This window comes from Rhizobium sp. C1 (assembly GCF_021026335.1).
In the GTDB taxonomy this organism is placed as follows: Bacteria; Pseudomonadota; Alphaproteobacteria; order Rhizobiales; family Rhizobiaceae; genus Ensifer_A.
Window position 1 is genome coordinate 23,908 of record NZ_JAJNCY010000015.1, and the last position, 14,755, is coordinate 38,662.

11 protein-coding genes are annotated in these 14,755 nt (G+C 60.6%); 9 read left to right on the forward strand and 2 right to left on the reverse strand.

Annotated features, from left to right (window positions below; genetic code table 11):
* The first annotated feature begins 44 nt into the window (after positions 1-44).
* From LQK83_RS21275 to ade, 8 genes are all read left to right on the forward strand, one after another.
* A complete protein-coding gene (locus LQK83_RS21275; RefSeq protein ID WP_230839493.1) occupies positions 45-698 on the forward strand; it encodes a HugZ family pyridoxamine 5'-phosphate oxidase in 654 nt (217 codons plus the stop codon).
* 169 nt (positions 699-867) lie between these two features.
* Positions 868-1,179, forward strand: a complete 312-nt coding sequence (locus LQK83_RS21280) for an ArsR/SmtB family transcription factor (RefSeq protein ID WP_230839494.1) — start codon at positions 868-870, stop codon at positions 1,177-1,179.
* A 671-nt stretch (positions 1,180-1,850) separates the two neighbouring features.
* On the forward strand, positions 1,851-3,182 hold the full coding sequence (locus LQK83_RS21285; RefSeq protein WP_230839495.1) for an aspartate aminotransferase family protein: 1,332 nt from the start codon (positions 1,851-1,853) through the stop codon (positions 3,180-3,182).
* A 184-nt stretch (positions 3,183-3,366) separates the two neighbouring features.
* Positions 3,367-4,740, forward strand: coding sequence for a TadE/TadG family type IV pilus assembly protein (locus tag LQK83_RS21290; protein ID WP_230839496.1), 1,374 nt, complete (start codon positions 3,367-3,369; stop codon positions 4,738-4,740).
* A 115-nt stretch (positions 4,741-4,855) separates the two neighbouring features.
* Entirely contained in the window at positions 4,856-5,449 is a 594-nt protein-coding gene (locus LQK83_RS21295; RefSeq protein WP_230839497.1) for a hypothetical protein, read from the forward strand.
* Between the two features lie 93 nt (positions 5,450-5,542).
* Positions 5,543-6,031 carry a MarR family winged helix-turn-helix transcriptional regulator gene (locus LQK83_RS21300; protein WP_230839498.1) on the forward strand — a complete coding sequence of 163 codons (489 nt, stop codon included), beginning with the start codon at positions 5,543-5,545 and terminating at the stop codon, positions 6,029-6,031.
* An 83-nt stretch (positions 6,032-6,114) separates the two neighbouring features.
* On the forward strand, positions 6,115-6,594 hold the full coding sequence (locus LQK83_RS21305; protein WP_230839499.1) for a TspO/MBR family protein: 480 nt from the start codon (positions 6,115-6,117) through the stop codon (positions 6,592-6,594).
* A 69-nt stretch (positions 6,595-6,663) separates the two neighbouring features.
* On the forward strand, positions 6,664-8,358 hold the full coding sequence (ade, locus tag LQK83_RS21310) for an adenine deaminase (RefSeq protein WP_230839500.1): 1,695 nt from the start codon (positions 6,664-6,666) through the stop codon (positions 8,356-8,358).
* On the opposite strand, the gene LQK83_RS21315 is transcribed toward ade, so the two are convergent.
* Entirely contained in the window at positions 8,342-12,013 is a 3,672-nt protein-coding gene (locus tag LQK83_RS21315) for a PAS-domain containing protein (protein WP_230839501.1), read from the reverse strand. The two genes, ade and LQK83_RS21315, sit on opposite strands and share 17 nt — an antisense overlap.
* A gap of 489 nt (positions 12,014-12,502) precedes the next feature.
* On the opposite strand from LQK83_RS21315, the gene LQK83_RS21320 reads away from it, so the two are divergent.
* Positions 12,503-13,888 carry a DEAD/DEAH box helicase gene (locus LQK83_RS21320; RefSeq protein WP_230839503.1) on the forward strand — a complete coding sequence of 462 codons (1,386 nt, stop codon included), beginning with the start codon at positions 12,503-12,505 and terminating at the stop codon, positions 13,886-13,888.
* A gap of 131 nt (positions 13,889-14,019) precedes the next feature.
* Here the strand turns inward: LQK83_RS21320 and LQK83_RS21325 are convergent.
* Positions 14,020-14,755 (reverse strand): methyl-accepting chemotaxis protein (locus tag LQK83_RS21325; RefSeq protein WP_230839502.1); only part of this gene is annotated, 736 nt, incomplete at its 5' end.

Sequence of the window (14,755 nt, forward strand, 5' to 3'; positions counted from 1 at the left end):
CAACCGCTATCTGCGCGGGCGGACAAGGGACGGGAGCATGAGCCATGAGCAAGAACGACAAGCCGGCCATCCTCCAGGAAACGGACGCACAGGCGCGCAGCCAGGCCCGCGAACTCATTCTCACGGCGCGTTTCGCCGCAATCGCGGTGATTGATCCCGACACCGGCTATCCGAATTCCAGCCGCGTTCTGACCGCCACCGACGGAGCGAGCCGACCGATCATTCTGGTCTCGCGTCTGGCCGCTCATACGAAGGCGCTGCTGGCCGTGCCCCGCTGCTCGCTGCTCTTCGGCGAACCCGGCAAGGGCGATCCGCTTGCCTGGCCGCGCATCAGCCTGCAATGCGATGCGCTGCCAGTGGCCCCGGAGGATCCGGAGCGGCTGTATTTGCGCCAGCGCTTTCTGCGGCGCCACCCGAAGGCGGCGCTCTATGTCGACTTTCCCGATTTCCTCTTCTTTCGCCTCAGCCCCGTCGCGGCAAGCCTCAATGGCGGTTTCGGGCGCGCCTATGCCCTGACCGCAGATGACTTTCGCATACCCGAAAGCACCACCGAACTGACAGCGGAGCGCGAGAATCAGCTTGTCGCCACGGCGGAATCAAACGGGCTGATTCCACAGGGCGGCCGGCTATCGTCCGTCGAACCCGGTTGCATCGTGGTCGAAGAGCGAGGAATACAGCGAATAGTAATATTTGGTTAATTATATGATAAAAAACAAGAATTTTCCCAATTTCAGAACAACCTGAAATATTTCTATAGCGATATATATCGATATCCAAAAGTGATTTGTTGGTTTATAATCGCACGAGGCGCGCATCTCGTCCTTACGCGAACCCAACGAACTAGGATCTCGGCGGAAGTATATTTTGATGAATCTGGACAACCTTTACACGAATTCTAACGCAGCCGCACTCATCATGTCGGCATTGGCTAACCAGAAACGGATATTGATCCTCTGCAATTTGGTTCAGGGTGAGATTGCCGTTGGCGCGCTGGCTGAAAAGGTTGGCCTGAGCCAGTCCGCCCTTTCCCAGCATCTGTCGAAACTGAAGGCTCTCAACCTCGTCAAGACGCGCCGATCCGCCCAGACGATCTACTATTCCAGCCCCAATCCGCAAGTTCGCACCTTGCTGACGACGCTGGACGCACTCTACGTCCCGGAGGCGCTGAAAAGCGCCTGATCCACGGCCATCAACCGGCGCAGCGAACCGAGATGCCACGGCTTCCGCGAACGCGGCATGCATTGCATGACCGCGTTTTTTGTTGTCGAGGCCCAAGGCAGGTGCGGATGAACTTTGAACGCGACGACGCGCCCGGTCACGCGCTGTTCTGGAGCATTTCCGCGTCTCACTGAAACATGGAAATTCTCCATCTTTTTGTTTTTGCAAAATTCCGAACGCAAAACCGGTTTCCACCTTCGGCTCGGAATTTCTCTGAGAAGATATGGATGGGGAAAGCCGACTGGGCTCGGGAAATAATTCGCCTGAGCGAGACGATGGGTGCGTTCATCATGTACGCTCAGGCGATTATCATTGCCGCCGGTTACGTTTCCATGCCGACCGGTCCGCTTTGCCCTCGACCAGTCAACGTGCTCGGAACAGGTTCCGTGAAACGTCGGAAAGAGCACCAATGGAAATGGTACCTTCGATCTTGGATCATCACTTGCTAATCTTGCGCGAGCCTGTTGGAGAATTTCCGCCGCACGGCAGCGTGATCGTCCATCAAAAAAGATCATGAACCCCGTTTTTTCGCTGGCTTGACGCAAGGGGACGCGCTGATAATTTGATCAACCGATAAAGAACATGACGCCGGATCATCGACGCCGAACTTCCCTTGAGGAGACTTGAAGAACATGTCCAACCGCACGACCGCGAAACCGAACGACCTCAGCGCCTTCTGGATGCCGTTCACGGCCAACCGCCAGTTCAAGAAGGAGCCTCGTCTGTTCGTCGGCGCGAAGGACATGCACTACACGACGCATGACGGCCGCAGCGTACTCGACGGCACCGCTGGTCTCTGGTGTGTCAACGCCGGTCACTGCCGCCCGAAGATCACCGAAGCGATTGCACAGCAGGCCGGCGAACTAGATTATGCCCCCGCCTTCCAGCTGGGCCATCCGAAGGCCTTCGAGCTTGCCTCGCGCCTTGTCGATATCGCGCCGGAAGGCATGGAGCATGTGCTCTACACCAATTCCGGTTCTGAATCGGTCGAGACAGCACTGAAGGTGGCGCTTGCCTATCACCGCGCCAAGGGCGACGGTTCGCGCACCCGCCTCATCGGCCGCGAGCGCGGCTATCATGGCGTCAACTTCGGCGGCATCTCCGTCGGCGGCATCGTGTCCAACCGCAAGATGTTCGGCACGCTGCTGACCGGCGTTGACCACATGCCGCACACCCACCAGCCGGCGAAGAACGCCTTCTCGCGCGGCATCCCGGACCATGGCGGGGTCGACATCGCAACCGAACTGGAACGCATCGTCACGCTGCATGACGCCTCCACCATTGCCGCCGTCATCGTCGAGCCCGTTGCTGGCTCCACCGGCGTTCTCATCCCGCCGAAGGGCTATCTCGCCAAGCTGCGTGAGATCTGCACGAAGCACGGCATCCTGCTGATTTTCGATGAAGTCATCACCGGCTTCGGCCGCCTCGGCGCCCCCTTTGCCGCTCAGTTCTTCGACGTGAAGCCGGACATCATCACCACCGCCAAGGGCCTCACCAACGGTGTGATCCCGATGGGCGCCGTCTTCGTGACGAAGGACATCCACGATGCCTTCATGACCGGTCCGGAACATCTCATCGAGTTCTTCCACGGCTACACCTATTCCGGCAATCCGATTGCCTCGGCGGCAGCGCTTGCCACGCTCGACACCTACAAGGAAGAAGGCCTGCTGACCCGCGCCGCAGAACTCGCCCCGTACTGGGAGGAGGCACTGCATTCGCTGAAGGATTGCCCCAACGTCATCGATATCCGCAATGTCGGCCTCATCGGCGCCATCGAACTCGCCCCGATTGCCGGCGAACCGACGAAGCGCGCCTTCACGGCCTTCCTCAAGGCTTATGAGAAGGGCCTCCTGATCCGTACGACCGGCGACATCATCGCACTGTCGCCGCCGCTCATCATCACCAAGGCACAGATCGACGAACTGTTCGACAAGCTGCGCGACGTGCTGATGAACAATATCTAACCGGCAGGGTCTATCCATTCACAACATGCGAAAACGGCCCCGTCTCGGGGCCGTATTTCGTCGATCTCCGATGTGCCGGAACTAGGCAGTAAATCACAGGTAGCAACAATTTTACCAATTCTCTTCGCCCGACCTTAAACACTCTGCGGTATTTCAGCACGATAGTATCGGCGGAGTTTTGAACATGTTGCCCGGATTTTTTAGGGACAAGGCAGGTAATTTCGGTATTTTGACGGCCTTGCTGATCGTCCCGATCATCGGTGTCGCTGGACTTGCCGTCGATTACACGAACGCGCTTTCGATCAAAGCGAAGCTCCAGGGCGCCGGCGACGCCGCAGCACTTGCCGCCATTTCAAGCTCCTCCCCCGGCATGCAGGCCGCCTTCGCCATGAAGGGCGACGGGACGGTTCCGATTGCGGAAAGCGACGCGAAGGCATTCTTCCGGGGCCAGTTGCAGAATGTGAAGGGCTATACCGTCGATTCCGTCGACGCCAGCATCGTGAAGACCGGCAAGAGCATGAGCTCCGTCGTCAACTACAAGGCGACGATACCGACCTATCTTTCGAAAATCCTCGGCCAACCGGTCATCAAGGTCGCCGGCCGCGCCACGGCGGTCTACGAGGTCGCGACGTATCGCAATTTCTATCTCCTTCTCGACAACACGCCATCCATGGGCATCGCCGCCTCGCAAACAGACATCGACAAGATGATCAGCCTGACCAAGGCGAGAGACAAGCGGGTCTACAACATATCGAACTCCGAGGGATGCGCCTTTGCCTGCCACATCAGGATCACGAAACCAAATGGCAAAATAATCGAGGACCCGAACGATAACTACCATCTCGCAACAGACAAGAACAACAAGGTGACAACCCGCATCGACGTCGTTGCCACAGCCACAGCGAGATTGTTACAGGAAGCATCGGCTAACCGCGGAAACAACAAAAATTTGTACCGCATGGGTGTCTATACATTCGGCAAATCCGCCGAAAACATGCAGCTTCAGGAAGTCGTCGCTCCGACAACCGACCTGGAGACGGCCGCCGACACCGCCAAGGCGAAGGTCAATCTCATGACCATACCGGAGCAGAACTACAACAACGACCAGATCACGAGCTTTGACAGTACGCTGGCGCAATTGGGAGCCAAGATGGGCTTTGCCGGCGATGGCAATAGTCTCGCCACACCTCAGAAAATTATCTTCATGGTGTCCGATGGCGTTGGCGACAGCAACAAGCCCGCGACCTGCACCAAGCCCCTGTCCGGCAGTACCCGCTGCCAGGAACCCATCGATACCAAAGCCTGCGACGCTCTGAAGAAGCAGGGTTACACGATCGCCATCCTATACACGACATATCTTCCGCTTCCGACAACAGACGCTCAGAATAACACCACATGGTACGGTCTGTGGATTGCCCCATTCCAGAGCGAGATCGGAACGCGCATGAAGGCCTGCGCCACACCCGGCCTCTATTTCGAGGCCACGACGCAGGGCATCTCGGATGCGATGACGGCGCTGTTCAACAAGATCGTCTCCATGCCGCGCCTCACCGGTTGAGACGGCAAGGCATCTCGGAGGCACATCATTGGTGGATGGCGGCTCGGGCCGCCTTCCCTGCTTTCAGCGGCGCAGATACATCTGTGCCGGACCTAGAAACGAATAGCAGGCAAACATGGACAAGCTTCCTCCCAACGACGCCGAGATCTTCATCCATGTCCGCGTGATCATCGGCATGATCCTGGGCCTCAGCCTCGCCCGGATGATCAACGGTCTGACGCGCTTCATCCAGCACCCCGCCGGCTACAAGACCGACTTGGTGCATATGACATGGGCAGCCTATGTGCTGGTCTCCATCCCGCATTTCTGGTGGTTCGAGTTCAATCTGCGCCACATGGAGCACTGGAACTTCGGTATCTATGCCTATCTGCTGACCTATGCGGCGCTGTTTGCCGCCATTTCCGCCCTGCTCTTCCCCGACCAGATCAACGAATACAAAGGCTACTCCGACTATTTCGTCTCGCGCCGGCGGTGGTTTTACGGCCTCCTGATCCTGCTGAAACTCGCCGATGTCGGCGACACTTTGCTCAAGGGCACGGAATATTACGCCAGCCTCGGCGACGCCTATGATGCCCAGCAGGTCATACTCATCGTTGCCGCACTTGCGGGATGCTTCATCCGGGCGCGCGCCTATCACATCGTCTTCGCCGCCTTCGCCGTCTTTGACCTCCTTGGCTGGATCGCCGCCACCTATTTCCTTCCGACATGATGTCGTCGGCATGCGGCGTTATCATCTCCTTGTCTCAAGGTCAGAATCGACCCATCATGAGACGAACGAATATTCACGCCGCGGGATCATCAGATGAACGAAATAAATTCCACGGATGAGCAGGACGCCGTACGCCGCCTGGAAATCCTTCATGTTCTCGACCAGTGGCAGGACGCCATACAGGGTTTTGATGAGGCCATCGGCAACAAGCTCGGCCTGATCAACGCCGAACACCGCTGCCTGAAGGCCCTCATTGACGGACCGAAGACGGCAGGCCAGCTTGCGGTGGCTTCCGGCCTGACGCCGGCGGCAGCAACCTCGATGATCGACCGGCTGGAAAAGCGCGGCTTCGTCGAGCGTCAGCGCGACGAGACCGACCGCCGCAAGGTGGTGGTCGCCATGACGCAGCCCGCCAGCGACACGCTGGACACATTCTACAAGCCTCTGGCCCATGACGCGGCCGCCATGCTGGCCAATTTCGGCCAGACCGAACTGTCCGTCGTGGAAGCCTTCGTGAAAAAGGCCTTTACGCTCCAGCAGGCGCACAGGGAGAGGGTCGTTGCGGAGACCGTCGCCCCTTAAGGGACATCCAGCGCCACATAAAGCCGCCGCGCCATGAACCTTTTGGCGCTCTCCCGCGTATTTCCCACAAAGGAGAGATCAAGATGACGAACACGACCGCGAACAAGCTCCGCCCGCTGCTGGTTCACGCGCTGGCCATTCTTGCCGTTGTAACAGTCGGTGCGGCGATCGGCCTGACCGTTGGGCCGGACGAGTGGTACCGCTCGCTCGCCAAACCCGTCTTCAATCCGCCGGCCTGGGTCTTCGGACCGGTCTGGACCATTCTCTACGTCCTCATCGGCATCGCGTTTGCCCGAACTTTCCTGCGCGATCCAAAAGGCCCGGCCATGCAGATCTGGATCGTCCAGATGCTACTGAACTGGAGCTGGACGCCGCTCTGGTTCGGGCTTCACATGATGTGGGGCGCGTTTGCCGTCATTGTCGCGCTCTGGCTGTCCATCCTGGCCTTCATCGCCGTGACGCGGAAATCCGATCCTGTTTCGGCCCTTCTTTTCGTGCCCTATCTCGCCTGGGTCTCCTTCGCCGGCATTCTCAACGGCACTGTGGCCGGGATGAACAGCTGATTGCGCCCTTGTGCTGCGGCCCGCGAGTCTGGTTAAGTCGCGGCAAGACGGTACGAAGGGATAAAAGGCATGAGCGAACTGGAACGGCGCATCGATCAGGGAACCGGGCGTGAGCATGCGGACATCGTGCTCAAGAACGGCCGCTTCTTCGATCTGGTGACGGGCGAACTCGTCGCATCCGATATTGCCATTTGCGGAGAGACGATCGTCGGGACATGCGGTGATTACACCGGCAAACGCGAGATCGACATCGCCGGCAAGATCGTCGTGCCCGGCTTCATCGATACGCATCTGCATATCGAATCCTCCCTCGTGACCCCGCATGAATTCGACCGCTGCGTCCTGCCCTATGGCGTGACGACGGTGATCTGCGACCCGCACGAGATCGCCAACGTGCTGGGTACGGAAGGCATCGAATTCTTCCTCGCCTCTGCTGAAGAAACGATCATGGACATCCGCGTCCAGCTCTCCTCCTGCGTTCCTGCGACCCATCTGGAAACGGCAGGTGCGGATCTGCCCATCGAGAAGCTTCTGCCCTACCGCAACCATCCGAAGGTCATCGGGCTGGCCGAATTCATGAACTTCCCCGGCGTCGTCTACAAGGACCCGGTCTGCATGGCCAAGCTGGAAGCCTTTCAGGGCCAGCATATCGATGGCCACGCTCCTCTCCTCTCCGGCAACGATCTGAACGGCTATCTCTCCGCCGGCATCCGCACCGACCACGAATGCACCAGTGCTGCCGAGGCGATGGAGAAGATCCGCAAGGGCATGCACATTCTCGTGCGCGAAGGCTCGGTTTCGAAGGATCTGCATGCGCTGATGCCGATCCTCACGGAGCGGCTCTCGCCCTTCCTGGCCCTCTGCACCGATGATCGCAACCCTCTGGACATCGCCGAACAGGGCCATCTCGACTATCTGATCCGCACCGCGATCGCCCACGGCGTCGAACCGCTGGCGATCTATCGCGCCGCCTCCATCTCCGCCGCCCGCGCCTTCGGCCTGCGCGACCGCGGCCTCGTGGCGCCGGGCTGGCGCGCCGACCTCGTCGTCATCGACAGTCTGGAAAACTGCAAGGCCAAGACTGTGTTCGCTGGCGGCCGCGAGGTCACGGACGCCCTGTTCGCGACGCGCAAGCTGGTCGCCCCGGTCGGGCTGACCAGCGTCAAGGCGCGCACCGTCAAGGCGGCCGATTTCGGCATTCCGGCAACCGAAGGTGAAACCTCCGTCATTGGCGTACTGCCCGGCAAGATCATCACCGAGCACCGCCGGTTCAAGCTACCCGTCGATGGCAACCAGACAACCGTGGATTTCGAGCGCGACATCCTGAAAGTCGCCGTCATCGAGCGCCACGGCAAGAACGGCAACCATGCCAACGGCTTCGTACAGGGCTTCGGGCTAAAAAGAGGCGCGATCGCCTCCACAGTCGGCCACGACAGCCACAATATCTGCGTTGTCGGCGCCAATGACGAGGATATGGCAGTCGCCGCCAATCGTCTGTCGGACATCAATGGCGGCTTCGTCGTCGTTCAGGATGGCAAGGTCACGGGCGAAATCGCGCTTCCCGTCGCCGGCCTCATGAGCCTTGAGCCTTATGAATCGGTGCGCGACACGCTGCACCATCTGCGACAGGCCGCGATTGCGCTGGGCGCAACGCTGGAAGAACCCTTCCTGCAGTTGGCTTTCCTGCCGCTGCCGGTCATTCCGCACCTGAAGATTTCGGATCGCGGCCTGGTCGATGTCGACAAGTTCATGCTGATCGGATGAAGTCGTCCGTGATCTTGGCTTCGCCCGCGACCAGCGAACGCCAGACATCGATCTTCGCCGCCAGAAGCTCCGGTGTGAAGGGCTTGGGCAGGTAATCGTCCATATCGGCATCGAGGCAGGCGTTGCGGTCGTGGTCCTGCGTTCTCGCGGTGATCGCGATGATTGGCGTGCGGCGCAGGCCGTCTCTCGCCTCTTCGGCGCGGATCGCCGCCGTCGCCTCGTAGCCGTCGATCTGCGGCATCATGATATCCATGATCACGATTTCGGGCTTGTGTTTCTGCCACAGCCGCACGGCCTCGACGCCATCGCGCGCGATGCGGAAGCTCAGGCCCAGGGAACCGAGGATCTGCCGGCACACCAGCGCATTCACCTCATTGTCTTCGGCAACCAGCACGTCAACCGGCTGATCATCGGATATTTCGACAGCCTCCAGCTCGGCCTCTACAGAAACGCGCGCATCGGCCTGTGCGCCGCGGCGGCGCGCCGCGATAACGTCGCAGAGCGCCCCGAGAAGCAGCGAGCTGCGCACCGGCCGCTGCAACTGCGCGTCCACTGCAATCTCTGCAACACCTTGAAGGGTTTCTGTCAGGACAGACGTCAACAGAACCACGGCCGTCGCCGCAAAGCGCGGGTCAGCACGCAGGCGTTCAATGAGCCGGCCGGCCCCGCGCCGCTCAAGCGCACCGCTGACGATGACGATATCGACGTTGATCCCGGCGCCGTCGGCAGCCTCGAGAACCGCCCAGGCCTCTTCGACACTCTCCACACCGGTCGCGTCAAACTTCCAGCCCGCCAGCATTCTTCCGACCGATTGCCGGGAAACGGCGATATCGTCCACCAGCAGCACGCGCGCGCCCGCGGCCGGAAAAACATCATCATCCTCTGCGCGCGTTTCCGCGCATTCGAGGGGAAGCGCCACACGGAAAGTGCTGCCGCACCCGATTTCACTTTCCAGTTCGATCGTCCCGCCAAAAAGCCGCACGAGGCTGACATTGGTCGGCAAGCCGATCCCCAGCCCCTCCATGCGCCCGGCCCCGTTGTCCGAGGTGCGCGCATTGGACTCGAAAATCACGCGCTGATGCTCCGGCGCAATCCCGCAGCCCGTGTCCTCCACCTCAATGGTCAGTATGCGTCTGCCCTCGACCCTCGGCCCTGTCGCGAGACGAATTTCCACATGGCCGCGATCAGTGAAGCGAATGGCGTTGGAAACGAGATTGAAGATGATCTGGCGGAACCGCAGCGCATCGCCGAAAACCCGCTTCGGGATATCCGGGCCCGGGGAAACGACGACGACGAGGTTCTTTTCCTCGGCCTTCGCCGACAGGATGGATGCAGTGTCCTCCAGTGCTTCCAGCGGATTGAAAAAGACGGGATGAAGTTCCAGCCGGCCGGAATCGAGCTTCGAAAAGTCCAGAATATCATTGATGAGCGTCATCAGCGACTTGGCCGACTTGCTGATGGCGCTCACATAGGTCTTTTGTCGCGGGTCGAGATCTGAGCGAGACAGCAGCTCCGTCATGCTGAGCACGCCGTTCATCGGTGTCCGGAACTCGCGGCTGACCGTTGCGAGAAAGTCGGACTTCGCCCGATCCGCCTTCGCGGCGCGGTGCAGCAGGCGTTCCAGTTCTTCCTGTCGCCGGCGCAACTCCGTCACGTCGGTCACAAGGCCGATCATGCCGCCATCATCCGTTGGCTTGACCTCAAGCCGGATCCAACGTACGCCGCCGATGCAGAAGCTGATGTCACTGGTCCTGCGGTTCAGGGTGTCCTCGCGAAGCTGCTCCAGCAACGTCAACGGGTCGGCACCGAAATCTCCGCGCGCAGCACAATGGGCAAAGATTTCGTCCCATCGCCCACCGATGCGGATCATGCCGGACGGCATATCGAGCAAACGCTCAACAGCGCCGTTACACACCAGGACATCGCCATTTGCCGAAATCATCAGCAGGCCTTGAGCCATACTGACCAGCGCCTTATCCATCAACGCGGCGGTCTCGGCGAGCTTCGCGCGGGCTTCGTCAACAGCGCGGTCCTGCCGGCGCAACTGGCTGATATTGGTAAACGTCACGACCGCCCGGGCACCGCCAATCTGCTGCCCCTGCATGACGTAGGTATCGCCCGCAGCCGTCGTCACTTCGCGCAAAGGCAGTTCGCCGGTCGTCAGCATCGCGCGCCAGTTTTCCTTGGCCGCTTCGCGCTGTTCATCCGTCAGGTCGAAGAGTCCTCTTTCGACGCTGTGATCGATCATGTCGAGGAAACAGTGTCCGACCAGCCCATCAAGCCCGATCCCCGACCACTTTCGCAGAAGATTCTCGTTGGCAAGCTCCACCACCAGATCGGCCTGACGGATCACCAGCACACCGGTTTCGATGCTGTTCATGATATCGGAAAGCTGCTGCCAGGCGGCCTGTGCATGATTGCGGGCGTCTTCCAGCTCCAGTTCGCGTTGCCGCAGGGCCGACATGTCGAGCAGCGACCCCACGATATAGGGTTTGCCGTCCGGCAGAATGGCACGGCTAATGCGTGACAGGATATGCGCGCCTTCATCGGCCCTATGCCGCATTTCGGTCTCGCGCACCGAGACCTCTCCCGTCATCAGGACGCGATCATTCTCCTCGATATAGGTATCCGCCTCCTCGCCGAAAACGCTGCGCTCATCAAAGCCGAGAGCATTGAGCTTCCTGGTCTCGAGAAGCCCCCTCTCCACTTCGTTGGCATAGATCATGATATGGTTTTCGTCGCGGACGAAGACCGGAACCGGCAAGGCATCGAGCACCGCCTTGTAGAGGCTGACTTCGTCGCGCTGCCGGATCAGCAACGCCTCGCGTTCCTTGCTGTCGGTGATGTCCAGCCGCAGACCGACGACATAGCCATTCTCGAGCCGGCGGTTGATCAACCTGATCCAGCGTCCGGTTCTCAAGCGTGTCGTGGTTTCGAAATACGGCTGACGATAGGCCTCCAGCCGGTCCCGCACCCAGGCCTTGCACGCCCCCTCATCTGCGCCATCGACATCCGGATCGAGACCACGCTCGATGCCGCGTGTCAGAATGGCCGTCAGCGTCTCGCCACGATGGATCGACCCCATGTATCGCAGATAGATCTGTTCCATCTTGTCGTTGACGAAAGCGACGCGATCTTCCGGGTCGATGATCAGAATGCCGGCATCGATATGGGAAAGCGCATTTTTGAGGACGGACAGGAAGGCAGGCTCGTTTTCTTCTTCCGCAGTCGGCAAAGTTACCACGGCTTCCGGCTCGTCCCCCTCCAGCACCCACCAGGGGGCGGTGGCAGCCGCCAGCATGGGCCGCGCGGGCTCGACATGCTCATAGAGAAAAATCTCGCCCGTCTCGCTCACGAACTGCTCGATCTTGAGGCGCTGAACGCGATCGTCGGCGCCGATGGCCAGGTCAAGCTCGGCCTCGTTGCCAAAAACGATGGCTTTGCGCTCCATCTCGTCACGCAGGCCATTGGCGGCGGCGTTGCTCAGATCGGCGTCTCGCAAACCGGAAAACGCGTGCGGCTCCATGCGGTAAAGACCGGCAAAGGCGGCGCTGACGGCGACATAGCGCAGTTCCGAATCCTTGATGCAGGCAGGAACGCGGGTGCGAGCCAACCTTTGGCACGCCATAGCCAGCAGATCCACGCCTTGCTGCACCTGGTTTCTCCCGAATCCTTTAGAACTTCCGTTGCTTAACTAGGCACATGGAGCGTTAAAGAATTGGTTAACCATGCCGTCTTATCTTTAACCGTTGGCGAGTTTCCCGCTGCGATGCAGCATAATCTGCCTGCTCACTTGCCCTTGGTCTTGACATTCAGACCCTTTCATAAGACAAGCACTCAGCTTTCCCCTTCCGGCCGCCGCGTGAGCTGGCCGTTGCGACACCTGACAAGGCAAAAAGGCCATCAGGGCAACAGAAGGAAAGGCGCGTTGCATTGATGCCGGGTTCCACGCCGGCGGCGCTGAAAGCAAAATAACTTAACCCACAAGTTCCCAATTCACGCGGGGTTCTTGACGCGAACGACAACCGCAGTCCGGTCATGGCGCTGCGGGTTATCGGCGTTTTGCGTCCCCGAAAGGCTGAATACCTTGACTAAATTTTCCGACCTCGGTCTCTCCGCTGGCACATTGCGTACGCTGGAAGGCATGGAGTTCACCACCCCCACCGCGATCCAGGTGAAGGCGATCCCGCTGGTGCTGGAGCGCCGCGACATCATCGGCCTCGCCCAGACCGGCACCGGCAAGACGGCGGCCTTCGGCCTGCCGATCATCGAGCATCTCCTGAACGACAACCAGCGCCCGGAACCCAAGGCCGTGCGCACGCTGATTCTCGCTCCGACCCGCGAACTGGTCAACCAGATCACCGGCAACCTGCGCGCCTTCCTCAAGGACACCAAGCTGCGCATCGCGCTCGTCGTCGGTGGCGCATCGATCCACAAGCAGGCCCAGCTTCTGGCCCGCGGAACCGACATTCTCGTCGCAACCCCCGGCCGCCTTCTCGACCTGTGCAAGCGCAATGACGTCAACCTGACGGCCGTGCGCTACCTCGTGCTGGACGAAGCCGACCAGATGCTCGACCTCGGCTTCATCCACGACCTGCGCCGCATTTCGAAAATGGTTCCGAAGCGCCGCCAGACCCTGCTCTTCTCGGCCACCATGCCCAAGCAGATCGAGGAGCTCGCACAGGAATACCTGACCGACCCGCTGCGCGTCGAAGCCGCCGCCCCCGGCAAGACGGCCGACAAGATCGAACAGTTCGTCCATCACGTCACCGGCAAGGACCAGAAGACGCAGCTGCTGCGCCAGTCGCTGACCGACAACCCGGACGGTCGCGCCATGGTCTTCCTCAAGACCAAGCACAGTGCCGAGAAGCTTTCCAAGCACCTGGAAAACATCGGCTTTGCCGCTGCATCCATCCACGGCAACAAGAGCCAGAGTCAGCGCGAACGCGCGCTCAAGGCCTTCCGCGACGGTGAAATGCGTGTTCTCGTGGCAACCGACGTCGCCGCCCGCGGCATCGACATTCCCGGCGTGACGCATGTCTACAACTACGACCTGCCGACGGTCGCCGAATCCTACGTCCACCGCATCGGCCGCACTGCGCGCGCCGGCAAGGATGGCATCGCGATCGCCTTCTGCGCTCCGGACGAAATCAAGATGCTCCGCGACATCGAGAAGCTGACGAAGATGCCGTTGACGGTCGCCAGCGGCGAGCCGCCGGCGGATGTACGTGGCGGCAACCAGCCATCGCGTGGCGCAGCGCGCCCGGCCCGCAAGCCGCACCGCAAGGGTCAGGGCCGTCCCCAGCAGGGTGGCGAAGGCGCAGAGGCTCGTGGCGAACAGAACGCACGTCCGGCCCGCCGTCCGCATGCGGAAGCCGCAGGCGGCGGCGAGCGCAAGCAGGGCAACAACGGCCACCATCAGGCCGGTCGCCCGAATGGCGATCGCAACCGCAACGACCGTCCCGGCCAGAAGCGCGGCGGCCCCCGTGGCGGCAAGCCCGGCGGCTACACGCGCGCGGCTCAGGGCTGATCAAGACGCTATGCGTGGCAGCGTAAAACGCTGCCCTTCAAATACAGAAGCCCCGGCGTATTTGATCCGCCGGGGCTTTTTTTTGTGTCAGGTCAGCCGTCAATCCGGCCGACCCATGGCCGGAAACGCAATCAAAACTCCTGCCAGTCACCCTTTGTGTCGATGGCGGCATTGCCGGAGAAGGCCGAGGCGATCTTGCGGCCGAGCGCCTTGACGGGAGACGCGGCGGGGCGATCCGAGGCAACGGCACCACGCAGCTGCGGCTGCATCGACATCCCACCCTCGGCCAGCTTGAACTGCGACAGAAGACGGTTCAGCGCCACGACTTCCGAGGCAAGGCTGTGGCTCGCCGCCGTCGTCTCTTCCACCATCGCCGCATTCTTTTGCGTGTCCTGATCCATCTGGTTCACAGCCGTGTTGATCTGCTGCAACCCAGACGACTGTTCCTGCGCCGATTCGACGATCGCCAGAACGTGACGGTTGATCTCCTGCACTTCTGACACGATCGTTTCCAGCGCACGTCCCGTCTCGCCGACAAGCTTCACGCCCTGATCGACCTGCGTATTCGAGGTGGTGATCAGCGCCTTGATCTCCTTCGCCGCAGTCGCAGAGCGCTGCGCCAGCTCGCGCACTTCCTGCGCAACGACCGCAAAGCCCTTGCCGGCCTCACCCGCACGCGCTGCTTCCACACCGGCATTCAGCGCCAGAAGGTTCGTCTGGAAGGCAATCTCGTCGATCACGCCAATGATGTTGGAGATCTCGTTGGCCGACTTCGATATCATCTCCATGGCGAGAACCGCCTGGCTGACGACCTGACCGGACTGTTCCGCCCCTGCCTTGGCGCGGCTGACCAGCTGACCGGCTTCC

Bases quoted from the DNA above. Each gene is read 5' to 3' on its own strand.
- LQK83_RS21275 (WP_230839493.1), top strand. From the start codon at position 45: ATGAGCAAGAACGACAAGCCGGCCATCCTCCAGGAAACGGACGCACAG.
- LQK83_RS21280 (WP_230839494.1), top strand. From the start codon at position 868: ATGAATCTGGACAACCTTTACACGAATTCTAACGCAGCCGCACTCATC.
- LQK83_RS21285 (WP_230839495.1), top strand. From the start codon at position 1,851: ATGTCCAACCGCACGACCGCGAAACCGAACGACCTCAGCGCCTTCTGG.
- LQK83_RS21290 (WP_230839496.1), top strand. From the start codon at position 3,367: ATGTTGCCCGGATTTTTTAGGGACAAGGCAGGTAATTTCGGTATTTTG.
- LQK83_RS21295 (WP_230839497.1), top strand. From the start codon at position 4,856: ATGGACAAGCTTCCTCCCAACGACGCCGAGATCTTCATCCATGTCCGC.
- LQK83_RS21300 (WP_230839498.1), top strand. From the start codon at position 5,543: ATGAACGAAATAAATTCCACGGATGAGCAGGACGCCGTACGCCGCCTG.
- LQK83_RS21305 (WP_230839499.1), top strand. From the start codon at position 6,115: ATGACGAACACGACCGCGAACAAGCTCCGCCCGCTGCTGGTTCACGCG.
- ade (WP_230839500.1), top strand. From the start codon at position 6,664: ATGAGCGAACTGGAACGGCGCATCGATCAGGGAACCGGGCGTGAGCAT.
- LQK83_RS21320 (WP_230839503.1), top strand. From the start codon at position 12,503: ATGGAGTTCACCACCCCCACCGCGATCCAGGTGAAGGCGATCCCGCTG.